Consider the following 23,383-nt stretch of genomic DNA (forward strand, 5'->3'; position numbering starts at 1 on the left):
CCGGAAACCTCCGGGGCCTTTTTCATGGGCTTTCGCATTTCCGTGGTGGGCCGTGTCGCGCCGGGCCCTGTCGCGCAGGGGGGCCTCAGGCAAAGCCCTCGGCCAGCCGGATCTCGCCCGTGACCAGCCCGCGCCAGTTCTTCTGCGCCCCCAGATAGGCGGCCACGACCGGATGCGCCGCCTCGAGCACGCCCAGCCGGATCAGAAGCCCCGTGATCGCGGCTTCCGAGGCGCGCGTCGCCCCGTCCGCGATCTTGAGCGCGACGCCCTGGCGGGTTTCGGGCAGGATCGCCACGAAGACCGCCTCGGCGCCGGTCTTGACCGCGACCCGGCCCCCCATCGCGCGCATCAAGGCGGTGCAGGCGCGCCCCTCGCCCGCGACCAGTTCGGGGTGGGCGCACATCGCCGCGACCAGCGCCGCGGCTGCCCCCTCGCGCCGGTCCGCGGCGCCGTCACGCGCGGCGGCGAAAAAGGCCATCGCCCGCGCGAGCCCCGCCAAGCTGGTGGCGAAATTGGGCGCCGAACAGCCGTCGATCCCGAAACCGGGCGAGGTTTCGCCCGTCACCTCCTCGAAGGCGGCGCGCACCGCCCTTTGCACCGGGTGGTCGGGCTCGACATATTCGGCCGTCCCGCCCAGATGCCGGTTGAGCGTAAGGAAGCCCGCATGCTTGCCCGAGCAATTGTTGTGCACCTGGCAGGGGGCCGTGTCCGAACAGCTCAGCCCCCGCCGCGCGTCCGGGTCGCCCGGCATATGCGCCCCGCAGCGCAGATCGTCGTCGGACAGCCCCAGATCGGCCAGCCAGCGGTTGACCCGTTCGGTGTGGATGGCCGCGCCATTATGGCTGGCGCAGGCCAGCGCCAGCTGTTCCGAGCCAAGGCCCGCCCCGGCGCCGCTTTCCAGAAGCGGCAGCGCCTGGACCATCTTGCACGACGAGCGCGGGAAGATCACCGCCTGCGGGTCGCCCCAGGCGGCCTCGATCCCGCCGGGCCCCCAGATCACGGCATGGCCCAGATGACGGCTTTCCATCCGGCCGCCGCGCCACAGCTCCACCATCGGCACCGCATTCATGTCTGTTCTCTCCCGTTCCGTGGGCGAATTCCCGCCAATTGGGGTTTCCCCGAGGGGCGGTTTTGCGTTATCTCTGGGGTATCGAGTTGAAATCCGTTCCGCCATCCGAAAAAGATGCGACGCAACGCATGCGGCGGAACTTCTGAGGCACAAGTCAGCTTGGAGGCTGCAGAACAATGAACAATTCGGGTCTGCGCGGCGTTCTGGCCGCTTTCATCGTGGCGTGCTCGGCGGTTTCCACGCCGGCGGCTGCCCAGGTCAGCACCAATCGCGTCGCCGCCGAAACCGACTGGAGCGTGTTCGTCGAAGGCACGGGCAATGCGCGCGAATGCTGGGCGGTGTCGGTGCCCAAGAACACCGTCAACACCCGCGGCGGCAAGCCGGTGGATGTGCGGCGCGGCCAGATCCTGCTGTTCCTGACCTATCGTCCCGGCAAACCGGGCGAGGTGTCCTTTGCCGGCGGCTATCCCTTCGCCAATGGCTCGACCGTCAAGCTCGAGATCGGCGGCAAGGATTTCGATCTGTTCACCAAGGGCGAGAACGCCTGGGCCGGCTCGGCCGAGGATGATCGTGCGATCATCGCCGCCATGAAGGCCGGGGCGGATGCCAAGCTCACCGCGCGTTCGACCCGCGGCACGCAGACCGAGGACACCTTCTCGCTTCTGGGTTTCACCGCCGCCTCGGAAGAGGCCGAGACCCGCTGCAAGTAAGGCCGCGCGGCCCTTCGGGCTTTGCGGGCGGGCGCCGGCGCGCTATATGAGGGGCTTGCCGCCCGCGCGGCCTTCCCCCCTTCAGCCTGCGGATTGCCGATGACCGAAGCCAAAGCGCCCATCACCCAGGACGTCCTGACCCTGCCGCGCCAGCCGGCCGAAACCGACGGGCGCGTCAATATCGTGGGGCTGACGCGCGATCAGCTGCGCGCGGCGCTCATCGACGCGGGCACGCCCGAGCGGCAGGCGAAGATGCGCGTGGCCCAGGTCTGGCAATGGGTCTATCACTTCGGCCTGCGCGATTTCGCCGGCATGACCAACCTGGCCAAGGACTATCGCGCCTTTCTCGACCGGAACTTCCGCATCGCCCTGCCCGAGGTGGTGACCTGCCAGGTCTCGGCCGATGGCACGCGCAAGTATCTTCTGCGCATCGACGGCGGGCACGAGGTCGAGACCGTCTACATCCCCGAGGAAGACCGCGGCACGCTCTGCGTCTCGAGCCAGGTCGGCTGCACGCTGACCTGTTCGTTCTGCCATACCGGCACGCAGAAGCTGGTGCGCAACCTGACCCCGGCCGAGATCGTGGGCCAGCTGATGGTGGTGCGCGACGATCTGGGCGAATGGCCGGTGCCGGGCGAACCCAAGCCCGAGGTGCGGCTGGTGTCGAACCTGGTGCTGATGGGCATGGGCGAGCCGCTCTACAATTTCGAGGCGGTGCGCGATGCGATGCGGGTGGTGATGGACGGCGAGGGGCTGTCGCTCTCGCGCCGGCGGATCACGCTGTCGACCTCGGGGGTGGTGCCCGAGATCGCCCGCGCCGCCGAGGAGATCGGCTGCCTTCTGGCGATCAGCTTCCACGCCACCACCGATGCGGTGCGCGACGTGCTGGTGCCGATCAACCGCAAGTGGAACATCGAGACGTTGCTCGGGGCGCTGCGCGACTATCCGCGGTTGTCGAATTCGGAACGCATCACCTTTGAATATGTGATGCTCGACGGCATCAACGACACCGACGACGACGCCCGCCGGCTGGTGCGTCTGATCCGCGGCATCCCGGCCAAGATCAACCTGATCCCCTTCAACGAATGGCCCGGCGCGCCCTATCGCCGCTCGAGCTGGGAGCGGATCGAGGCCTTTGCCGACATCATCTACAAGGCGGGCTACGCCAGCCCCATCCGCACCCCGCGGGGCGAGGATATCATGGCCGCCTGTGGCCAGCTCAAGTCCGCCAGCGCGCGGGCGTCCCGGCGCCGGGGCGCCGAGACGGGTTCTCAGGGCGCCGCCTGAGCCCAGACCGTCAGGTCCACCGCACGTCCGCTGCCAAGGTTCAGCCCGGTGACACGGCCCAGCGCCCGCCCGCCCGCGGGCGGCGGCGCGGCGCTGTCGGCCACCAGCCGCGCGCAGGGGGTGTCCAGCACCTGCGCCGCGGTCTCGGGGGCGGTCCAGCGCACCGGACCGGGGGACAGGAACACCAGCGACGGCTCCTGATAGCTGGTCACGAAGATCGGGGGGGCGGGGCAGGCGCGGTCCTGCGCCAGGGCCAGGATGCGCGGCGCGGGCCAGAGCGCTTCGATCTGCGCCACCGCGCCGAGCGCGCCGCCCGAGAAGCCCGCGCCCATCACCGCCAGTCCCAGCGCCGCCAGCACCGGGCGATGGCCGGCCAGCGCCCGTGCCGCGATCAGTCCGCCCAGCGCCAGCACCGCCAGTCCCAGCGCCAGCGGCCCCAGGGGCACCGGGCCCAGCCGCGCGGCATAGACCCCCGCCGCGATCAGCCCCGCCACCGGCAAGGCCGCGATCCCCCCCGCGATCAGCCAATCGCGCCGGCGCCGCGCGCGCGCCACCACCTCGGGCCAGACCAGCGCGATGGCCAGCGCCAGCGCCGGATAGAAGGGCAGCACGTAATGCGTCAGCTTGGTGGGGCTGGCCTCGAACACCAGCCAGCCGGGGATCGCCCAGGCGGCGGCAAAGATCACCCCCGGCAGGGCGCGGGCGCGCCAGATCGCCCCCGCCGCCAGCGCCAGCGCCACCGAGGCCGGAAAGAACGTCACCCACAGTGCGGCCAGATACGACCCCGGCGGCGCGCCGTGGCTTTCCTGCACGCCCGTGACCTTGCCCATCATGTCGTGCCCCAGCGAGGCGGCCCAGAATTCCCCCCCCGATTTCACCGTGATCGCCACGACCCAGGGCAGCACGATCAGCGCCCAGAGGCCCAGGCCCGCCAGCGGCCGCAGCGCCGCAAGCCAGGCCCCGCGCCGCGCCACCGCCACCAGCGCCAGAACCGTCAGCGCGGTGACCATCGGCCCGATCGGGCCCTTGATCAGTGTGGCCGCCCCCAGCCCGCCCCAGAAGGCCGCCACCGTCCAGGCCGAGAGCACGGGCCGCGCGAAATCCTGCGCTGCGGCCCGCCGCCAGGCCCGCGCCAGCGCCGCCTGCGACAGCAGGATGAAAAAGAGAAGTGCCGCGTCGGATTTGGCGAGATTGGCCTCGATGTCGAGCGAGAACACCCCCGTCATCAGAAGCCCCGCCACCAGCCCCGCGGGGGGCGCTGCGAATTGCGCCGCGATCCGCGCGGTCAGCAGCACCGCCCCCACTGCCGCGGCCAGCGACGGCAGCCGATAGGCCCAGATCGGTGCGGGCGCGGCCCCCGCCCGGTCGGTCCCGGTCGCGGCCACCGCCGCCGATTGCAACCAGTAGATCCCCACCGGCTTCTTGTAGCGCGGCTGATCCTGAAAGCGGATGTCGATGAAATCGCCCGTGTCCAGCATCTGCCGGCTGGCCTGGGCAAAGCGGGCCTCGTCGCGGTCGAGCGGCGGCAGGCTGGTGAAACCCGGCCACATCACCAGAAGCGACACCACGACCAGGATCGCGGCCCCCACCGCCCGCGGCGCGCGCGCCAGCCCGCGTTCCACCCCCGCGGCCAGCCCCGATCCGGCCCCCTCCGGCCGGTCCTGGGCGCTCATGCCTGGCCTCCGGGCGGACAGGTCCAGTCCCAGCCCTCGATCACGGCCATGGCCTCGTCGGCGGTCTCGACGAAGCGGATCAGATCCAGATCCTCGGGCACGATCGTGCCGGCCTCGACCAGCGCCTGCCAGTTGATGACGGTTTCCCAGAAGGCGCGGCCGAACAGCAGGAAGGGCACGCGCCGCATGCGCCCGGTCTGGATCAGCGTCAGGCTCTCGAACATCTCGTCCAGCGTGCCGAAGCCGCCCGGAAAGATGCAGATCGCCCGCGCGCGCATCAGGAAATGCATCTTGCGGATGGCGAAATAATGGAAGTTGAAGCACAGATCGGGCGTGACCCAGGAATTGGGCGCCTGTTCATGCGGCAGCACGATATTGAGACCGATGGAATGGCCCCCGGCCTCGTGGGCGCCGCGGTTGCCGGCCTCCATGATGCCGGGGCCGCCGCCCGTCACCACCACCAGCTCGCGCCCATAAGCGGCCATCGACAGCGTGGTGATGCGCCGCGCCAACTCGCGCGCGACCTCGTACCAGGGCGCCAGCGGCGTGGCGCTGCCCTTGCCCCCATCCTCGGGGCCCGGCACCCGCGCCGAGCCCATCAGCACCACGGTCGAATTGATCCCGCGTTCGTCAAGCACCAGTTCCGGCTTGAGCAGTTCGAGCTGGAGCCGGACCGGCCGCAACTCCTCGCGCATCAGGAAATCGTCGTCGGTGAAGGCCAGCCGATAGGCCGGGGCGCGGGTCTGGGGCGTGTCGGGAATGGCGCGGGCCTGCGCCGCATCCTGAAGCGAATCGCGGAACGGGTGGCTGCGGGCGTCGTCTTTCATCTCTCATCCTTGCGTTGCGCGAAGGGGCCGGGGCCACTATAGGCTGAGGCGCAGGAACATGCCATGAAACCCGAACCCGCGAGGCCCCCGATGACCATCGACAAAGCCGCCCTTGAGACCGCCATCGAAGCTGCCTGGGAGGCGCGCGACACGATCACGCCGGCCACCCGCGGCGCGGCGCGTGACGCGATCGAGGCCACGCTGAGCGCGCTGGACAGGGGCGAATTGCGCGTGGCCGAGCGGCAGGCCGACGGCGTCTGGCATGTCAACCAATGGGCCAAGAAGGCGGTCCTGCTGGGCTTCCGGCTCAAGGACATGGAGATGCAGACGGGCGGTCCGCAGGCCGGTGGCTGGTGGGACAAGGTCGACAGCAAGTTCGCCGGCTGGGGTCCGGCCGAATGGCAGGCGGCGGGCTTCCGCGCGGTGCCCAACTGCGTCGTGCGCCGGTCGGCCTATGTCGCGCGCGGCGTGGTGCTGATGCCCAGCTTCGTCAACCTGGGCGCCTATGTCGATGAAGGCACGATGGTCGACACCTGGGCCACGGTGGGCTCGTGCGCGCAGATCGGCAAGAACGTGCACCTGTCGGGCGGCGTCGGCATCGGCGGCGTGCTGGAGCCGATGCAGGCCGGCCCCACCATCATCGAGGACAATTGCTTCATCGGCGCCCGCTCCGAGGTGGTCGAGGGCTGCATCATCCGCGAGGGCTCGGTGCTGGGCATGGGCGTCTTCATCGGCAAGTCCACCAAGATCGTCGACCGCGAAACCGGCGAGATCATGTATGGCGAGGTGCCGCCCTATTCTGTGGTCGTGGCCGGCTCGATGCCCTCGAAGGGCGGCGTGAACCTCTATTGCGCGGTGATCGTGAAACGCGTGGATGCGCAGACCCGCTCGAAAACCGGCATCAACGAACTGTTGCGCGACTGATGTTCGATTATGGTCTTGCGCATTGGCTGACCTTCGGCACGGCGGCGGTTCTGCTGAACCTGGCGCCGGGGCCGGATCTGGCGTTCATCCTGGGCAAGACCGCCCAGGGCGGGCGCCGGCTGGGGGTTGCGGCGATGCTGGGCGTCTGGTCGGGGGCGCTGGTCCATGTGGGGCTGGCGGCGCTGGGGCTGTCGGCGGTGCTGGCCAGCTCGGCTACGGCCTTTGCGCTGGTGAAATGGCTGGGCGCGGCCTATCTGGTGTGGCTGGGCATCCAGGCCTTCCGCGCCGGCGGGGCGGCGCCGACCGCCGCGATCGCGCCGGCCCGGGGCAGCGCCTGGCGCACCTGGCGGACCGGGGTTCTCATCAACCTGACCAACCCCAAGATGGCCATTTTCATGCTGGCCTTCCTGCCGCAATTCGTGGTGCCCGGCGCAGGCCCCGTGGCCGCGCAACTGGCCCTGCACGGGGCTCTGGTCATCGTGGCGGCGGGTCTGGTCGAACCTTGGGCGATCATCCTGGGCGATGTGGCGCGGCGGCGGATGTCGGCCTCGGCGCGGATGCGCGGGCTGATCGACCGGGCGCTGGGCGTCACCTTCATCGGGCTGGGCGTGAAGCTGGCCGCCGCCAGCCGGCCCTGACCCCCCCGACCTTCCGGAGCCTGCCATGACCGACGACACCTCCTCCCCGCCGCCCGAACGCCCGGCGAAACCGGCCAGGGCGAAGCGCGCCCAGCAGGTCTATACGCTTCTGGTCGAGGTCGGGCGCAAGGCCGGCGACGGCCTGCCCAAGGGGGCCACGGGGGCGGGGCTTCTGATCTATGCCTCGGGCGTCGACGAGGCCGAGGCCGTGCGCGAGACCGTCGCCATCCTGAAACAGGCCGACATGGCGCCGCTGGACGTGACGGGCTATGGCACCCTGGCCGAGCGCGAGGCCCAGGGCCACGAGATCGCCCCCGAGGAACGCGCGCTGATGGACCGCGCGCTGGCCGAGAACGCCGTGATCGTCGCCCAATGCGAGCCCTTCTTCGGCGAGGATCGGCCGGACCCGCGCGCCCTGCACTGAGCGCCCGCGGAAGGTGTTTGGTGCCCGGCCCCGCCTGCGCTACGATAGAGGCAGGGCAAGAACACACTTATCGCGGGCAAACAGATGCGCAGGATTTCCTCGACCTTTCGACCATTGGCTTTCGTTCTGGTGTCGCTTTCGGGACTTGGCGCCTGTGCCGGGCCTCTGGACAGTCCCGGCATGGTAAGCGCGGGGCCGATGGCGCCCGACCCGATCCCCCCCGCCGATCCGGCGGATCAGCGCGGTCTCGAGGCCTGGCTCGAGGGCTTTCGCCCGCGCGCCCTGGCCGCCGGGATCGCGCCCGAGACGCTGGACCGGGCGCTGCGCGGCGTGCGCTATAACCCCAAGGTCATCGAGCGCGACCGCAACCAGGCCGAATTCACCAAGCCGATCTGGGACTATCTCGACAGTGCCGTCTCGGATACGCGGATCGCCAATGGCCGCGCCATGCTGGCCCGCCACCGCGCGCTTCTTGACGCGATCGAGGCGCAATATGGCGTTGACCGCGAGGTCGTCGTGGCGATCTGGGGCATGGAAAGCAATTACGGCAACCACCGCGGCAACATGCTGCTGATCCCGTCGCTGGCCACGCTGGCCTATGACGGGCGGCGCGGCGCCTTCTTCGAAAGCCAGCTGATCGCGGCCTTGCGCATCGTGCAGACGGGCGACGTGGACCCTGCGCGCATGACCGGAAGCTGGGCCGGGGCGATGGGCCACACGCAGTTCATCCCGACCTCGTATCTGGCCTATGCGGTCGACTTCACCGGCGACGGCAAGCGCGACATCTGGTCCGAGAACCCCGCCGATGCGCTGGCCTCGACCGCGGCCTATCTGGCGCGCTCGGGCTGGGTGAAGGGCCAGCCCTGGGGTGTCGAGGTGCGCTTGCCGGCGGGCTTTGACACCGGGCTTGCGGGCAAGAAGCGCCGCCGCAGCACGGCCGAATGGTCGGCGCTGGGCCTGCGCACGGCGCAGGGCGGCGCGCTGGTCGATCACGGGCCGGCGGCGCTTTTGCTGCCCGCGGGCGCCAAGGGTCCGGCCTTCCTGATCTTTGGCAATTTCCGGGTCATCGCGCGCTATAACGCCGCCGATGCCTATGTGATCGGGGTGGGGCATCTGTCGGACCGGCTGCGGGGCAAGGGGCCGATCGTGGCCGCCTGGCCGCGCACCAGCCGCCCCCTGACCGAGCCCGAGCGGATCGAGCTTCAGCGCCGGCTGACCGCGGCGGGCTATGACACCGGCGGGGTCGATGGGCTGATCGGCAGCCAGACCATGTCCGCCATCGGCGCCTTCCAGCGGGCGCGGGGGCTGCCGGTGGACGGCTATCCGTCGGTCAAGATCCTTGAGATGCTGCGCTGAAGTCGGGCGGGAGCGTGCGCTGATTCGGGGCCGTTTCGGCGGCCCCGATCCCGTCTGCGGCATGGTCCTGCGGGATGGCGCCGCGCAAAGCGCCGCGCAAAGCGGCGGTGCAACAGGGGCGGTGCAACAGGTTCGGCGCAAACGCGAAAGGGCCGCCGGGATTTCTCCGCGGCGGCCCCTTGGCAATGCAGCGGCCCCGAAGGTCCGCCGCAGCCGGCTCAGCCCTGACGGGCCTTGAAGCGTTTCTGCGTCTTGTTGATCACGTAGACGCGGCCCTTGCGGCGCACGATCTGGCAATCGCGATGACGCTGCTTGAGCGAACGGAGCGAGTTACGGACCTTCATCGGTCTTCCCCTGGTCGCGGCGCGCGTGCGCCCTTTCAAACGAAAGACCCCCGGGCCATGCCACGGGGGCGGTGAATGGTGGGCGGTACTGGGATCGAACCAGTGGCCACTACGATGTCAACGTAGTGCTCTACCGCTGAGCTAACCGCCCACAGGCCCCCGCGACCGGCTTCCGAAGAAAACCCCTGACTCGCGGCGGTGCGGAGGTCTATAAAAGGGTCTGGCGGCGCTTTCAAGGGGGTTTGGCGTCGTTTCTTCACCCGATTTCACCCCTTTCGTTCCACAGCCCCGCCGAAGACCTGTTTGCCGCATGACACACGCCGATCCTCCGCCACCAAATCTCTTGTTTTCCGCAGCTTCCGGGGATCGGCCCGCGGGGGACATGCCGGCACCCTTCCGCCTTCTCGCGCCCGAGGCGCCGCAGGGCGGGGTCGTCTTTGCCTCGCCGCATTCGGGGCGGCATTACCCGGCAGACTTTCTGGCGCGCTCGGTTCTCGATGCGCGGCGGCTGCGCTCGTCCGAAGATGCCTTTGTCGATCGTCTTCTCATGGGGGCGCCGCGGCTGGGGGCGCCGCTCCTGCTGGCCGATGCGCCGCGCGCCTGGATCGACCTGAACCGCGCGGCCGACGAATTCGACCCCGCGCTGATTGCCGGGCTGCGGCCGTCGCGCGTGCCCAATCCGCGGGTGGCGGCGGGGCTGGGGGTGGTGCCGCGCGTCGTGGCCGGGGGGCGGGCGATCTACGCCGGCAAGATCCCCCGCGCCGAGGCCGAGGCCCGAATCGCCGGCTGGTGGCGGCCCTATCACCAGCGGCTGGCCGCGCTTCTGGCCGAGACCCATGCGCGGGCAGGCCAGGCGATCCTGATCGACGTGCATTCCATGCCGCACGAGGCGATCGAGGGCGCCGCCCTGCGCCCCGATATCGTGCTGGGGGATCGCTTCGGCGCCTCGGCGCGGCCCTGGGTGACCGCGGGGGTCGAGGCCGCCTTCGCCGCCGAAGGGTTGCGTGTGGGCCGCAACGCGCCCTTTGCCGGGGCCTATGTGGCGCAGGCCTATGGCCGGCCGGGCCGGGGCTTCCATGTCGTCCAGGTCGAGATCGACCGCGCGCTCTACATGGACGAGGCCCGCATCCGCCCCAATGCCCATTTCGACGCCTTCGCCGCGCTGATGGGGCGGGTCGTCCGGCGTCTGGTGCGGCTGGGCGCCGGCGAGGCGGACGAGGAGATGCCGCTGGCCGCCGAATAGCGCGCATGCAAAAAGGGGCGCCGCAGCCCCCCGCGACGCCCCCTTCAGCAGTGTCCTTTGCGCAATGCCCCTCAGATCAGCAGCACCTGCGTGCCGATCTTGGCATAGCCGAACAATTCCTGGATGTGCTGGTTGTAAAGCCCGATGCAGCCGTTCGACGACTTGCGCCCGATCTTGCGCGTGTCATGGGTGCCGTGGATGCGATAATAGCGCCAGCTGAGATAGAGCGCATGCGTGCCCAGCGGGTTGTCGGGACCGGCGGGCACGAAATCGGGCCATTCGGGGTTGCGCTGCTTCATCGACGGGGTGGGCGCCCAGGTCGGCCCCTCGACCTTGCGGATCACTTCGGTGCGTCCGCGCCGGGTCAGCTCCTCGGAGATCGGGACCGAGGTCGGGAACAGCCGGTAGATGCTCTGATCCTCGGACCAGTAATGCAGCGCCCGCGAGCTGATATCGACAAGGATCGCGCCGTTCGTCAGGTTCGAGAAATAGGGCTGCCAGTCCCGCGCGTGAAAGCTCGAGATGTTGCGGCGCATGTTGGTATAGGCGTTGTCTTCCTGGACCTCGCTGTCAAAGGCGGTCTGGGCCCGCGCGGGCAGCGCAAGGCCAGCGCCGGTGGCGGCAAGCCCGGCCAGAAGGGCGCGGCGGCCGGGACGGAAGGGAGGGGTCGTGCTCATGCCATGCTCCTGGCTCGAAAGGGCGCTTGCGCGGATCGCAAGGCGCGGCGCCCCGGCCCCGGTCTGACCCCGACGAGCGGTCGATCAGCGGGAGGGGGCGGCGTCGGTTCTCCGATATGCGACTATCACATATTGCGCCCATGCCGCAGGTGCAAATCAAACTGGCGTCAATGTGCCGATGCCATGCGCAAGGATTTGCCCATGCCGCGCGCGGGCTGTATGGCAGGGGGGATTTCGGATCAGGAGACCGCGATGAACCGCAGGATCGGTGTGTTTTCGGCCATGTGTCTGGTCGTGCTTGCGGCATGCGCCCCCCCGCCGCCGCAACTGGGCCCCGACGGCAAGCCCTTGCCGCAGGTCTACCGGATCAACCCCGGCGATACGGACCGCATCGTCTATTCCATGCTCGACAGCATGAACACGCTGCGCGCCGCGACCGGCGCCCCCGCGCTGACGGTCAGTTCGGCCCTGTCCAGCGCCGCGGCCGCCCATTCGCGGGACATGGCGGCGCAGAACCGGCCCTGGCATTTCGGCACCGACGGCTCGACCCCGCTCGACCGGGCGCGGCGCGCCGGCTATTCGGGCCATGTCGTGGGCGAGAACATCTCCGAGACCTACGAGAGCGAGACCGAGACGCTTCAGGCCTGGATGGGCCTGCCCGACACCCGCGACGTGGTGATGAGCCCCGAGGCCCGCGAGATGGGGCTGGGCTGGTTCCAGGAGCCGGGCGGCAAGATCTGGTGGACGCTGATGACCGGTCACCCCTGAGGCGTGTTCCTGGGGTCCAGTGTTGGGGGGCCCAGTGTCGGGCACCCAGTGTTAGTGGCCCGTCTGCGGGGCGCCATCAGGCAAGCCCGTTCTTTCCGCCCATGCGGCGCGGCCGCTCTTGCGGTGCGCGCGCCTCGGTGGAAGGGGGAAATCAGGGGAACAGGAAGATCGGCGTGCCCACGCGCACCATCGAGAAGATCTCCTCGATCTCGTGATCCTTGACCGCGATGCACCCCGCGGTCCAGTCGCGCCCGCGTCCGCGGTTCTTGCCGGCGCGGCCGTGGATGAAGATGTCGCCCCCCGGACGGCGGCCCTGCGCCGCGGCATGGGCGCGGTCCTCGGCATTGGGATACGAGATCCCCAGCGACAGGTGATAGGCGCTCGAGGGGTTCAGCCGGTCGATGACATAGACGCCCTCGGGGGTGCGCCCGTCGCCTTCGAAGCGCTTGGGGCCGACCGGGTTGCCGCCCAGCGCGATCTTGTAGCTTTTCACCAGCTTGTCGCCCGAAAACAGATACATCCGCCGCTTGCCCTTGAACACCTGCACCTGGGTGATGGGCGGGCCGTCATAGCGCAGGAAGCGCCGCGGCCGGGGGCCGCCGCCGCCGCCGCCGCAGGCCGTGACAAGGACAAGGGCCGAAAGCCCCAGAAGGTTCCGCCGGGAAAGCATGAAGGGTGCCTGTATCGCTCGTTGGTGACTGCCTTTGGCGCAGGATTACCACGACAGCCGGTGCGCTGCCTAGCGGGTGCTGCGCGGCGGCGCGCGCCGTGGGATCAGCGCACCAGCCGCGCGGCCAGCTCGACATGGCCCGACCAGCGGAACTGGTCGACCGGCTGCACCCAGTCCAGACGCCAGCCCCCGTCGGCCAGCACCCGCAGGTCGCGCGCGAAGCTGACGGGGTTGCACGAGACATAGGCCAGCACGCGCGGCCCGCCGGGCCGGGCCAGCTCGGCCGCCTGTGCCGCGGCGCCGGCCCGCGGCGGGTCCAGAACCACCGCGTCGAAGCGCGCCAGCTCGTCGGGCAGGAGCGGGCGGCGGAAGAGATCCCGCGTCTCGGTCGAGATCCGCCGCAGGTCGGGGGTCGCGCGCCAGCCTGCATCGAGCGCCGCCAGCGCCGGGGCCGCGCCCTCGACCGCATGCACTTCGGCGCGGGTGGCCAGCGGCAGGGCAAAGGTGCCGATCCCGGCAAAGAGATCGGCCACATGCCGGGCGTCGCCGAGGGCTGTGCGCACCGCCGCGATCAGCGCCGCCTCGCCCTCGGGGGTGGCCTGGCGAAAGGCGCCGGGCGGCAGCGGCAGAAGCGCGGGGCCCAGCCGCACCAGCGGCGGGCGGGCGCGGGCGACGGGCTCGCCCTCCCAGGCCAGATCGGCCAGATCCGCTTGCGCCGCGATCCCGGCCAGCGCTGCGCGCAGCCCCGCATCGAGCGGCTTGCCGCCCGTGGCCGCGACCGACACACCCGCTTCGGTCCGCGACAGGGCAAAGGCGATCTCGGCCTTGCGGCTGGCGCCCGCGGTGGTCATTTCGCCAAGCGCGGGCAGGGTGGCCAGAAGCGCGGGGTCCAGCAATCGGCACTCGGGCACCGGCACGATCGTGCCCGAGGCGCGGGCGTGAAAGCCGACCAGCACCCCCGATTTGGTGCGCCGCCCGGCCAGCGTCGCGCGCCGGCGCGTGCCCGGTGCTGATGTCACGATGGGGCGCAGCCGCGGCCGGGTGTCAGCATCAGAGAGGCCAGCATCGGGGGTGTCGGCATCGGAGGGACCAGCATCAGAGGGGCCGGCCAGTTCCAGCCCCTGCGCCGCAAGCGCGCGGACGATCACCCCGGCCTTCCAGCGCGCCACGAAATCGTCGCCGGCATGTTGCAGCGCGCAGCCGCCGCAGGCGCGCGCATGCGGGCAGGGCGGGCGCACCCGGTCGGGCGACGGCGCCAGGATCTTCGGCGCCGCGATGCGCCCCTCGTGCGGGGTGCCCTCGATCTCCTCGTCGGGAAGGGCGCCCTCGACCTCGACGCGCGCGCCGTCGTCGGTTTCGGCCAGCCCCAGCCCGGCCAGCGTCAGCCGCGAGATCCGCGCCTTCATCCCTCGTCGCCCGCGCGGTCGTCGTCATCGGTGCCGAGAAAGCCGCCCGACTGGCGCGCCCAGAACCGCGCATAGAGCCCGTCCGCGGCCAGCAGTTCGGCATGGCTGCCGATCTCGGCGATCCGGCCCTGATCCAGCACCACGATGCGGTCCATCGCGGCGATGGTGGACAGCCGGTGGGCGATGGCCAGGACCGTCTTGCCCTCCATGATCCGGTGCAGCGCCTGCTGGATCGCGGCCTCGACCTCGCTGTCGAGCGCCGAGGTCGCCTCGTCCAGCACCAGGATCGGCGCATCCTTGAGGAAGGCGCGGGCCAGCGCGATCCGCTGGCGCTGCCCGCCCGAAAGCTTCACCCCCCGTTCGCCCAGCGCCGCGTCATAGCCGGTGCGCCCCATGTGATCGCGCAGGCCCTCGATGAAGCCATGCGCCTCGGCGGCGCGGGCGGCGGCGATCACCTCCTCCATGCTGGCGTCGGGCCGGCCATAGAGGATGTTGTCGCGCGCCGAGCGGTTGAACATGGCGGTTTCCTGCGTGACCATCCCGATCTGGCGGCGCAGGGATTCCTGGGTCAGCTCGCGCACGTCCTGCCCGTCGATCAGGACGCGGCCGTCCTCGGTGTCGTAAAGCCGCAAAAGCAGCGACACGAAGGTCGATTTCCCCGCCCCCGAGGCCCCCACGATCCCCAGCCTTTCGCCCGGTGCGATGGTCAGGTCGACCCCGTGCAGCCCGCCGTGGCCCGGCCCGCGGCCATAGGAGAAGCCCACGTTCTCGAAGCGGATCTCGCCGCGGGCGGGGGGCAGTTCGCGCGCGCTTTCGGCATCGGTCAGCGTATGCGGGCGGGCCAGCGTCTTCATGCCGTCCTCGGCCTCGCCGATCGCGCCCCACATCGCCATCAGCGCCATGCTGACCCAGCCGGTCATCTGCGCGATGCGGATGGCGATCGCGCCGGCGGCGGCGATGTCGCCGGCACTGGCCGCGCCCGCCCGCCACAGAAGGAGGGTGCCGCCGACCAGCATCACCGGCAAGATGCCCGCCAGCCCCATCAGCGACAGCCGGAACAGCGCCGAGGTCCGGCCGAAATCCATCGCCTTCTCGCGGAAGCCGGCCATGGCGCGCAGCGCGGATTGGTCCTCGTGGCGGGCATGGGCGAACAGCTTGACGGTCTTGATATTGGTGATCGTGTCCACGACCTGCCCCGAGACCATGGCGCGCGCGGCCGCCCGTGCCCCCGACTTGCCGCGGATGCGCGGCAGGAACCAGCGGATCAAGGTCAGATAGACCGCCATCCACAGCGCCAGCCCCGCCGCCGCCCAGGCGTCGATGCCCAGCAGGAACGCGACCGAGCCCACCATCGAGGCCAGCGCAAAGGCCACGACGTTGATGACCTCGGAGACGACCTCGGTCACCGACCGCGCCGTCTGCATCTGTTTCTGCGCGATGCGTCCGGCGAAATCGTCGTCGAAGAAGCGCACCGACTGGCCCAGCGTCCAGCGGTTCAGCCGCGACAGCACCTGCGGCATCACGTTGGGCGACACCAGGATGTTCGAGGCCGCCGACGACGCCCCGAAGGCCAGCGGCCGCAACACCATGTAGAACAGCACGAACAGCGCCATCAGCGGCCAGCTGCGGGCAAAGACCTCGGCCGGGCCCGCGCTCAGCGCCGCGTCGATCACCTGCCCCAGCAGCAGCGCCGACACGATCTCGAGCGTGCCGGCCAGCGCCGAGAGCCCCCCGGCCAGAAACAGGACCGGCCAGGCCCCGTCCAGGCACCAGCGGAAGAAGGCCCCCAGGCGCTGGGGCGGCGGGCCGCCGGCGGGGCGGAACGGGTCGGGGCGGAAGAAGCGCGGCAGCGAGATCATGCCCCGGTCTATACGCCCGCAGCGGGGCGGGGAAAAGCCGGCAAGGGGCAAAGCGGCGCCTTGGCGCGAAAGCGTGAACGGAAAGGGGCGCTAGTCGTCCAGCGCCAGCAGCGCGCCGCGGTCGAGGGCAAAGCCCGAGGCGATCCAGGCGCGTTCGAGCCGGGCCAGTCGTTGCCCCAGCGCCGGCCCCGAGAACGCGGGCATCAGATCGCGCGCGCTGACCGGAAAGCGCGCCGCGGCGCCGGTTTCGGCGGCCGCGTCCCAGTCGGGGGGCAGGGGCATGCCCATCAGCGCGGCGCGCAACCGTCCGGCCAGGCGGGCGTCGGGCGCGCCCAGCCGATAGCCCAGCTCGCCCGGCCCCGTCGCCCCCTCCGTCGCAGCCGCGCGCAATTGCGACAGGCGCCGGGTCTCGGCCTTCGACAGCCGCAGCCGTTCGGCCGGGGCATCCCCGCCCAGCACCGCCAGACGCGCCAGAGCGTCGGGGCGTGCGTCGGGGTGTGCGTCGGCCTCCAGATGCACCAGCGGCGCCAGCGCGGTGGGGTCGGCGCCGGGCAGCACCCGCCCCAGCACCCCCGCCGCCGCCATCGCCGCGACCGCGGGGGCGGGGTCGGGCGCGGCCAGAAGCTTCTTCATCTCGGCCCCCAGACGCTCGCGCGAGAGGCCCTCGACCCCCTCGGCCAGCGCGGCGCAGGCGGCCAGCCCCTCGGGCTCGGGGCCCTGATCGGGGGCGCCATACCAGGCGGTGAAGCGGAAGAAGCGCAGGATGCGCAGATAATCCTCGCGGATGCGGTCCTCGGGCGGGCCGACGAACCGCACCCGGCGCGCGCGCAGGTCGCCCATGCCGCCCAGCGGGTCCAGCACCTGCCCGTCGGCGCGGGCGTAAAGCGCGTTCATGGTGAAGTCGCGCCGCGCGGCGTCCTCGGTCACATCGGTGGAAAAGGCCACGGTCGCGTGCCGGCCGTGGGTTTCCACGTCGCGGCGAAAGGTGGTGATCTCGTGCGGCTGGCCGCCCGCGATCACGGTGACCGTGCCATGCTCGATCCCCGTGGGCACCGCCTTGAGGCCCGCGGCTTCGGTCAGCGCGATCACGCGCTCGGGGCGGGCGTCGGTGGCGATGTCGATATCCGAGACCGCCGCCCCCAGAAGCGCGTTGCGCACGCAGCCGCCCACCGCCAGCGCCTGATGGCCGGCGCCCTCCAGCAGCCGCAGCAGATCCTGAAGCGCAGGGGCGTGCAGCCAGTCGGCGGTGATCCGGGGGGGCGGGGAAGCAGGCATCGCGGGCGGGGTCTCTGGGGGGCGGGGCCTTTGGGGCGCGGGGTCTTTGGTGCGGGGAGCGTGGCGGGGCGGACGGGTCAGGGCGCCATGCGTTCGGCCAGCGCCCGCAGGATGCGCGCGGTGGCGCCCCAGATGTAATAAGGCCCCCAGGGCACCACCCAGTAATGCCGGATCTGCCCGCGCCAGCGCCGCCCCTCGACCCGGTAGCGGCCCAGATCGGCCAGATGCGCCAGCGGCACGGTGAAGATCTCGTCGACCTCGCCGGCCTCGGGGTGGGGGGGGAAGGGGGCCAGCCGCGCCACCACCGGGCTGACGCGAAAGCCCGTCACCGTCTCGTGCTCGGGCAGATGCCCCAGGATCGTGGCGGCGCCGGGCGGCAGGGCGACTTCCTCGTGGGCCTCGCGCAGCGCCGCGGCCGTGGCATCGGCGTCGCCGGGGTCGACCTTGCCGCCGGGAAAGGCGATCTGGCCGGGATGGTGGCGCAGATGCGAGGCGCGCTTGGTCAAAAGGATGCGCGGGCCATCCGGCGCCGCGATCAGCCCGACCAGAACGCCTGCGGGCCGCAGCACCCGATCCGCGGGCAGGGGCAGGTTGTTCAGCTCGTTGTCCGATGTGGGCTGCCCCGGCCGGGCCAGGGCCGCAAGAACCGGGGCAAGCGGGTCAGCCATCGTCGCTGTCAGCCGCCGAATCGACCGGCAGCGGCGTGCCATCGGGCGCATGCGTCGCCTCGAAGCCCAGCGTCGCCGGGTCAAAGACGTAATGCGCGCCGCAGAACTGGCAATCGGCCGTCACCTTGCCGTCGTCGGTGGTCATGTGGGCGATGTCGCGCGCCGAATAGATCGACAGGCTTTCACGCACGCGGCCTTCGGAACAGGTGCAGCCGAAGCGCACCGTCTGCGGATCGAAGACGCGCGGGCGTTCCTCGTGGAAGAGGCGGATCAGGAGTTCGGTCGGCGCGACCGAGGGGCCGATCAGCTCGAGGTCTTCGACCGTGTCGAGAAGCATGTTCGCGCGGTTCCAGTTCTCGGCCTCGGGGCCCGAGAGGATGTCGCCGGGTTCGAGCAGGACGCCTTCGCTCGCGGTGGGCTTGTCGGCCAGGAAGGGCGAGGCCTTGGGCATCTTCTGGAGCATCACGCCCCCGGCGCGCCAGCGCTCGGTTTCGCCCTTCAGGCGCGAACGCCCGAACGACAGCGCAAAGCGCGTGGGCAATTGCTCGGACTGGGCGAAATAGGTCTCGGCGCAGCGCGAGAGCGAGCCCCCCGCCAGCGGCGTGATCCCCTGATAGGGCACGGTGCCGCGGCCCTGGTCGATCAGCACCGCGAAATAGCCCCGGCCGATCTGGCGAAAGGGTTCTGCCGCGGTCAGATGCGCCTCGTCGAAGCTGGCCCAGGCACGGATGCGCGCGGGCGCGCCCTCGGTCTCGGGGGCGTAATAATCGGTTGCGATGATGCGGATCGGGCCATCGCCGCGCACCTGGAGCGACAGCTTCCAGCGCAGCTTGATCGTCTGTCCGATCAGCGCCGTCAGAAGCGCCGCCTCGGCCACCAGTGCCTCGACCTCGGAGGGGTAGGCGTGCTGGGCCAGGACGGCCTCGAGGACACCATCGAGCCGGGCCACGCGGCCGCGGATGTCGGCACTGTCCAACTGGAAGGGAAGGATGGAATCATCCCATGCGATCTGGGAGGCGTTGGTCATCGGGGGACCTCGGGGGTTTTCGTTCGCGCTTGGGGCTGGCATATCCCCATAGGCGCTGCGGGGCAATGGTTGCCCGCAGGGGCGGACAACGGGGCTCTGGCGCAGGAGAAGATACATGATCCGACGTTTCGGCGAACCTGTAAAGACAGGGATGCGTTACCGGCGCCGGCCCGGCGCCTATGCCGTGCTCTTGCGCGCGGGGCAGGTTCTGGTGACGCATCAGGCCGCGCCCACGCCCGAATTCCAGCTGCCCGGCGGCGGCATTGATCCCGGCGAGAATGTGGTCGCGGCGCTGCACCGCGAGGTGTTCGAGGAAACCGGCTGGTCCATTGGCGGTCTGCGCCGGCTCGGGGCCTATCGCCGATTCACCTACATGCCCGAATATGACCTCTGGGCCGAGAAGGTCTGTTCGGTCTGGCTGGCGCGTCCGGGGCTGCGGCGGGGTCCGCCCTCGGAACCCGGCCATGTCGCCCATTGGCTGTCGCCCGAGGAGGCGCTTGACCTGCTGGCCGGTGCGGGGGACCGTCACTTTCTGGCGCTGGCCCTGGAACAGGCCGCATTTTAAGGCTTTTTTAACCATGATCGGGGGCGGCGCCCCGTCGCGCCGCCACAATCGCCTGCACGTCCGCCCGCGCGCCCACATCAATTGTGGCGTGAAAGTGTTGGCAAATAGGCCACAATTTGTTGCCCCAGTTTAGATTCTATCTGGATTTGCACCCCTTCTTGAGCTAGCTCTTAGCCTGAGCACAAAAGTGGCGATCAAAATAAGCCACGTGTATTCTTGAGGCGGAGTGGTATCATGGCGAAGTCTGTCGACTTTGCCGTCCGGAGTGTTGCGGGCGGGATTGCTCGTGGTTCGGTTGCCGGAGACGGCGCATCCGGGTTCGTGATGGTGGGATCCGGGGACGAGATCTCCCTCCACCTGCGCAAGGAAAGCATTCTCAAATACATGCGTGACGGCGACGACCTCCAGCTTTTCCTGGTGGACGGGCGCACGATCACGCTGACGCATTTCTACGACAATGCCGCGGCGCCGCCCCGGCTGTATCTGTCCTCTGACGGCGAGATCAGCGAAGTCGTCCTTCAGGACAGCGGCGATGGCGTGATCTTTGCGGAATATTCCGGGATCGACACCTGGGGCGAGAAATGGAGCCCGGTCGATCAGCTGACCTTCCTGGGCGATGACCAGATCGCCGGTCCCCCCGGCGACGAGGAAGCCACCGGCATGGCGATGTTCGCTCCGGCGCTTCTGGGCTTGGGTCCGGCGGGTCTTCTGGCGGCGGGGGCCGTGGGCGCGGGCGTCATCGGCGGCGGTGGCGGTGGCGGCGGTGGGGGCGGCAGCACCGTCATCGTGCCCACCGTGGACAACCCCGACGACAGCCACACGATCATCACCACCACGCTCGATCCCGAGATCGAGGTGACCGGCACGGGCGAGCCCGGCTCGTCGGTCGTGGTGACGGTGGGCGACGTGACCACCACCACCACCGTGGGCGACGACGGCACCTGGGGCGCGGTCATCCCGGCCACGGATCTGCCGCCCGACGGCAGCTATAGCTCGGTTGTCGAGGTCACCGCGCCCGATGGCACGGTCTATCCGCTCGACGGGCCCGATTACGTCATCGACATGACCCCGCCTGATGTCGCGGTGAGCACCGGCACCGTGGCCGTGGGCGACATCGAGAACGCCGCCGAATTCGTCGATGGCGTCACCATCACCGGCACCGGCGAAGTGGGCGCCGCGATCTCGGTCGAGGTCGAGGGCGTGACCCGCACCACCACCGTGGGCGATGACGGCACCTGGAGCGTGACCTTCGAACCCGGCACGCTGGCCGAGGGCGAATATACCTCGGTCGTGACCGTGACCGCGACCGATCTGCTGGGCAATACCACCGAGCTGAGCGACGTGCTGGCCATCGACACCGTGGCCGATCCGATCGCCTTCGATGCGGTGACGGGCGATGATCTCGTCAATGCCGCCGAGGCCGCGGCCGGCGTCACCGTGACCGGCACCAGCACGCCCGGCGCGACGCTGACGCTGACGCTGGAAGGGGTGACCCAGGATGTCGTGGTGGCCGATGACGGCAGCTGGTCGGCCAGCTGGGCGGTCGCGGATCTGCCGGCGGGCACCTATGACACCACGCTGACCGCCACCACGACCGATGCGGCCGGCAATGTCTCGACCGAGACGCATGTGATCCACGTCGACACCGAGACCGCGGTCGCCTTCGATGCGGGTGCGATTGCGGGCGACGATATCGTCAACGCCACCGAGGCGGCGGGCGGGCTGGTGCTGACCGGCACCGCCGAAGCCGGCGCCAGCGTCGAGGTCACCATCGGCACCGTGACGCGCACCGCGACCGTGGCCGCGGACGGCAGCTGGTCGGCCACCTTCGAGGCCGGCAGCCTGGCCAGCGGCACCTATACCGCCACCGCCATCGTCACCGCCACCGATGCCGCGGGCAACGTGGCCAGCGCCACGCGCAGCTTCGCCGTCGACACCGACGGCAGCGTGACCATCGACGCGGTCACCGGCGACAACGTGATCTCGGGCGCCGAACGCAGCGCGGGCTTTGCCGTGACCGGCACCGCCGAGGCCGGCGCCAGCGTCGAGGTGGCGTTGGGGGGCACCACGCAGACCGTCACTGCCGACGGCAACGGCAACTGGAGCGCGTCCTTCAACGCCTCGAACCTGGCGTCCGGCGAATATCCGGCGACGGCCACGGCCACCACCACCGATGCCTCGGGCAATGTCTCGGTGGCCTCGCAGGCGGTCGACGTGGACACCGAGACCACGGTCGCCTTCTCGGGCGCGGCCATCGCCGGCAATGACGTCGTGAACGGCGCCGAAGCGGGGCAGGATCTGGTTCTGACCGGCACCGCCGAGCCCGGCGCCACCGTCAATGTCACCATCGGCTCGGTGACGCGGCCCGCGACCGTGGCCGCGGACGGCAGCTGGTCGGCCACCTTCGAGGCCGGCACGATCGCGGCCGGCACCTATACCGCCACCGCGACGGTCGAGGCCACCGATGCCGTGGGCAACGTGGCCAGCGACACCCGCAGCTTCAGCGTCGACACCGTGGCCAATGTGACCGTGAACCCGGTGACGGCGGACAACACCGTTTCGGGCACCGAAGCCCCGGCCAGCCTTGCGGTGACGGGCACCGCCGATGCCGGCGCCACGGTCGAGGTCACGATGGGCGCGATCACCCGCAGCGCCACGGCCGACATGAACGGCACCTGGACCGTCAGCTTCCCCGCGGGGGTCGTGGCGGCAGGCGAATATGCCGCCAGCCTGTCGGTGAGTGCGACCGACACCAACGGCAACACCGCCACCCTGACGCATGCCTTCGACGTCGACACGGTGACCAGCCTGACCGCCGGCACCGCGACGCCGGGTGCCGATGATGTGGTCAACGCCGCCGAAGCCGCGGGCGGTCTGGCCGTCAGCGGCACCGGCGAGCCGGGCGCCACGGTCGAGGTGGCGCTGTCGAACGGCGCCACGGCCAGCGCGACGGTCGATTTCAACGGCAACTGGAGCACGACGATCCCGGCCTCGGCGCTGCCGAGCACGACCACCACGCTGACCATGACCACCACCGCGACCGACCTTCTGGGCAATGTCGCGCAAACCGCGCAGCAGCTGGCCTTCGACCCCGAGGTCGAGGATTTCGCGCTGACCGGCACGGTCGGCGGTGACGGCACCGTCAATATTGCCGAAGCCGATGCGGGCTTTGCCATCTCGGGTCAGGTCGAGGCCGGTTCCGAGGTCGTCGTGACGCTGGCCAACGGGGCCACGCGCACCGTGACGTCGGATCAGAACGGCGATTGGGCCGCGAATTTCGACGCCTCGGATCTGCCCGCGGGCGAAGGCTCGCTGACCTATGACGTCGTGGCCACCGATGCCGCCGGCAATTCCGACACGCTGTCGGGCAGCTTTGCCTATGACCAGGTGGCCCCCGACGCGCCGCAGATCGAAGGCTACATGGCCAACAGCCAGGGGCTGACCGGCATCACCACCGACACCGGCGAGGTGCCCCACGAGATGGTGGCCGTGGCCGCCGATGGCAGCTCGCATGCGGTGAGCTATGGCGCCGCGCTGCCGGTGGGCGCCGACGAGACGCTCTATGTCTTTGACCAGGGCGTGCCGAACGGTTCGTATCTGGTGGTCAACGCGCTCGATGCGGCGGGCAACGATGCCGCGTCGCTGGTGATCGTGGACAATACCGCCGCGGTCAGCGTGGATCTCGATCGCGCGGGGCTGGCGGGCTATGACTTCGGTGCGATCGACCTGAGCTTTGCGCCGCAGGCCGATCTGACCATCACCGAGGCCCAGATCAACGCGCTGACCGACGAGAACAATACCCTCGTCGTCTCGGGCGACGGTCAGGACACGGTGACGGCCACGGGCGCCCATGACACCGGGCTGAGCACGATGATCGGCGGCGTGTCGCATCACATCTACACGCTGGGCACCGACGGCACGACGCTGATCGTGGATGATAACGTCACGGTCGTGATCTGAGGGGGCCCCGCGC

General features: G+C 70.4%; 21 protein-coding genes and 1 tRNA gene. 10 read left to right on the plus strand and 12 right to left on the minus strand.

The window, feature by feature from the left end; genetic code table 11:
* Positions 1-85: 85 nt before the first annotated feature.
* Entirely contained in the window at positions 86-1,069 is a 984-nt protein-coding gene (locus BW949_RS05990) for an asparaginase (RefSeq protein ID WP_076364071.1), read from the minus strand.
* 176 nt (positions 1,070-1,245) lie between these two features.
* Between BW949_RS05990 and BW949_RS05995 the strand changes: the two genes are divergently transcribed.
* Positions 1,246-1,779: an invasion associated locus B family protein gene (locus tag BW949_RS05995; protein ID WP_076364073.1), complete on the plus strand. Its 534-nt coding sequence runs from the start codon at positions 1,246-1,248 to the stop codon at positions 1,777-1,779.
* 99 nt (positions 1,780-1,878) lie between these two features.
* Positions 1,879-3,066 (plus strand): dual-specificity RNA methyltransferase RlmN, encoded by a 1,188-nt coding sequence (gene rlmN, locus BW949_RS06000; protein ID WP_076364075.1) that lies wholly within the window; start codon positions 1,879-1,881, stop codon positions 3,064-3,066.
* On the opposite strand, the gene BW949_RS06005 is transcribed toward rlmN, so the two are convergent.
* Positions 3,051-4,739, minus strand: a complete 1,689-nt coding sequence (locus BW949_RS06005) for an ArnT family glycosyltransferase (RefSeq protein WP_083947606.1) — start codon at positions 4,737-4,739, stop codon at positions 3,051-3,053. The two genes, rlmN and BW949_RS06005, sit on opposite strands and share 16 nt — an antisense overlap.
* Positions 4,736-5,566 (minus strand): LOG family protein, encoded by an 831-nt coding sequence (locus tag BW949_RS06010; protein WP_076364077.1) that lies wholly within the window; start codon positions 5,564-5,566, stop codon positions 4,736-4,738. The genes BW949_RS06005 and BW949_RS06010 overlap by 4 nt, the downstream gene beginning before the upstream one ends.
* 96 nt (positions 5,567-5,662) lie before the next feature.
* Between BW949_RS06010 and dapD the strand changes: the two genes are divergently transcribed.
* From dapD to BW949_RS06030, 4 genes are all read left to right on the plus strand, one after another.
* Positions 5,663-6,490, plus strand: coding sequence for a 2,3,4,5-tetrahydropyridine-2,6-dicarboxylate N-succinyltransferase (gene dapD / locus BW949_RS06015; protein ID WP_097176998.1), 828 nt, complete (start codon positions 5,663-5,665; stop codon positions 6,488-6,490).
* On the plus strand, positions 6,490-7,128 hold the full coding sequence (locus BW949_RS06020) for a LysE family translocator (RefSeq protein ID WP_076364081.1): 639 nt from the start codon (positions 6,490-6,492) through the stop codon (positions 7,126-7,128). The genes dapD and BW949_RS06020 overlap by 1 nt, the downstream gene beginning before the upstream one ends.
* A gap of 25 nt (positions 7,129-7,153) precedes the next feature.
* Entirely contained in the window at positions 7,154-7,552 is a 399-nt protein-coding gene (locus tag BW949_RS06025) for a hypothetical protein (RefSeq protein ID WP_076364083.1), read from the plus strand.
* Between the two features lie 84 nt (positions 7,553-7,636).
* The gene (locus BW949_RS06030) at positions 7,637-8,908 is read left to right on the plus strand and encodes a lytic murein transglycosylase (protein ID WP_083947607.1); all 1,272 of its coding nucleotides are present in this window, start codon (positions 7,637-7,639) and stop codon (positions 8,906-8,908) included.
* A gap of 218 nt (positions 8,909-9,126) precedes the next feature.
* Here the strand turns inward: BW949_RS06030 and ykgO are convergent, their stop codons facing one another.
* Positions 9,127-9,252 (minus strand): type B 50S ribosomal protein L36, encoded by a 126-nt coding sequence (gene ykgO / locus BW949_RS06035; RefSeq protein WP_013069105.1) that lies wholly within the window; start codon positions 9,250-9,252, stop codon positions 9,127-9,129.
* Positions 9,253-9,328: 76 nt separating this feature from the next.
* Positions 9,329-9,403: transfer RNA gene (locus BW949_RS06040), tRNA-Val, on the minus strand.
* Between the two features lie 231 nt (positions 9,404-9,634).
* Between BW949_RS06040 and BW949_RS06045 the strand changes: the two genes are divergently transcribed.
* Positions 9,635-10,495, plus strand: a complete 861-nt coding sequence (locus BW949_RS06045; RefSeq protein ID WP_076364085.1) for an N-formylglutamate amidohydrolase — start codon at positions 9,635-9,637, stop codon at positions 10,493-10,495.
* A 71-nt stretch (positions 10,496-10,566) separates the two neighbouring features.
* Here BW949_RS06045 and BW949_RS06050 read toward each other — a convergent pair whose 3' ends face one another.
* A complete protein-coding gene (locus BW949_RS06050; RefSeq protein ID WP_076364087.1) occupies positions 10,567-11,172 on the minus strand; it encodes a L,D-transpeptidase in 606 nt (201 codons plus the stop codon).
* A gap of 252 nt (positions 11,173-11,424) precedes the next feature.
* Between BW949_RS06050 and dalA the strand changes: the two genes are divergently transcribed.
* Positions 11,425-11,940 carry a divisome-associated lipoprotein DalA gene (gene dalA, locus BW949_RS06055; protein ID WP_076364843.1) on the plus strand — a complete coding sequence of 172 codons (516 nt, stop codon included), beginning with the start codon at positions 11,425-11,427 and terminating at the stop codon, positions 11,938-11,940.
* Positions 11,941-12,091: 151 nt separating this feature from the next.
* Here the strand turns inward: dalA and BW949_RS06060 are convergent, their stop codons facing one another.
* The 6 genes from BW949_RS06060 to hslO form a co-directional block, all read right to left on the minus strand.
* Positions 12,092-12,610 (minus strand): L,D-transpeptidase family protein, encoded by a 519-nt coding sequence (locus BW949_RS06060; protein ID WP_076364089.1) that lies wholly within the window; start codon positions 12,608-12,610, stop codon positions 12,092-12,094.
* 104 nt (positions 12,611-12,714) lie between these two features.
* The gene (locus tag BW949_RS06065; RefSeq protein ID WP_076364091.1) at positions 12,715-14,016 is read right to left on the minus strand and encodes a class I SAM-dependent RNA methyltransferase; all 1,302 of its coding nucleotides are present in this window, start codon (positions 14,014-14,016) and stop codon (positions 12,715-12,717) included.
* Positions 14,013-15,875 (minus strand): ABC transporter ATP-binding protein, encoded by a 1,863-nt coding sequence (locus BW949_RS06070; RefSeq protein ID WP_076364093.1) that lies wholly within the window; start codon positions 15,873-15,875, stop codon positions 14,013-14,015. Before BW949_RS06070 ends, BW949_RS06065 begins: the two co-directional genes overlap by 4 nt.
* A gap of 90 nt (positions 15,876-15,965) precedes the next feature.
* Positions 15,966-17,150 carry a CCA tRNA nucleotidyltransferase gene (locus BW949_RS06075; RefSeq protein ID WP_076364095.1) on the minus strand — a complete coding sequence of 395 codons (1,185 nt, stop codon included), beginning with the start codon at positions 17,148-17,150 and terminating at the stop codon, positions 15,966-15,968.
* Positions 17,151-17,227: 77 nt separating this feature from the next.
* Positions 17,228-17,818: a CoA pyrophosphatase gene (locus tag BW949_RS06080; protein WP_076364097.1), complete on the minus strand. Its 591-nt coding sequence runs from the start codon at positions 17,816-17,818 to the stop codon at positions 17,228-17,230.
* Positions 17,811-18,845: an Hsp33 family molecular chaperone HslO gene (gene hslO, locus BW949_RS06085; RefSeq protein ID WP_076364099.1), complete on the minus strand. Its 1,035-nt coding sequence runs from the start codon at positions 18,843-18,845 to the stop codon at positions 17,811-17,813. The genes BW949_RS06080 and hslO overlap by 8 nt, the downstream gene beginning before the upstream one ends.
* Positions 18,846-18,960: 115 nt before the next feature.
* On the opposite strand from hslO, the gene BW949_RS06090 reads away from it, so the two are divergent.
* Together BW949_RS06090 and BW949_RS06095 are read left to right on the plus strand one after the other, a co-directional pair.
* Complete coding sequence (locus tag BW949_RS06090) at positions 18,961-19,410, plus strand: NUDIX hydrolase (protein ID WP_076364101.1); 450 nt, start codon at positions 18,961-18,963, stop codon at positions 19,408-19,410.
* 324 nt (positions 19,411-19,734) lie between these two features.
* Complete coding sequence (locus tag BW949_RS06095) at positions 19,735-23,370, plus strand: Ig-like domain-containing protein (protein ID WP_083947608.1); 3,636 nt, start codon at positions 19,735-19,737, stop codon at positions 23,368-23,370.
* The last annotated feature ends 13 nt before the right edge of the window (positions 23,371-23,383 follow it).

The sequence above is a fragment of the Phaeovulum vinaykumarii genome, assembly GCF_900156695.1.
GTDB lineage: Bacteria > Pseudomonadota > Alphaproteobacteria > Rhodobacterales > Rhodobacteraceae > Bieblia_A > Bieblia_A vinaykumarii.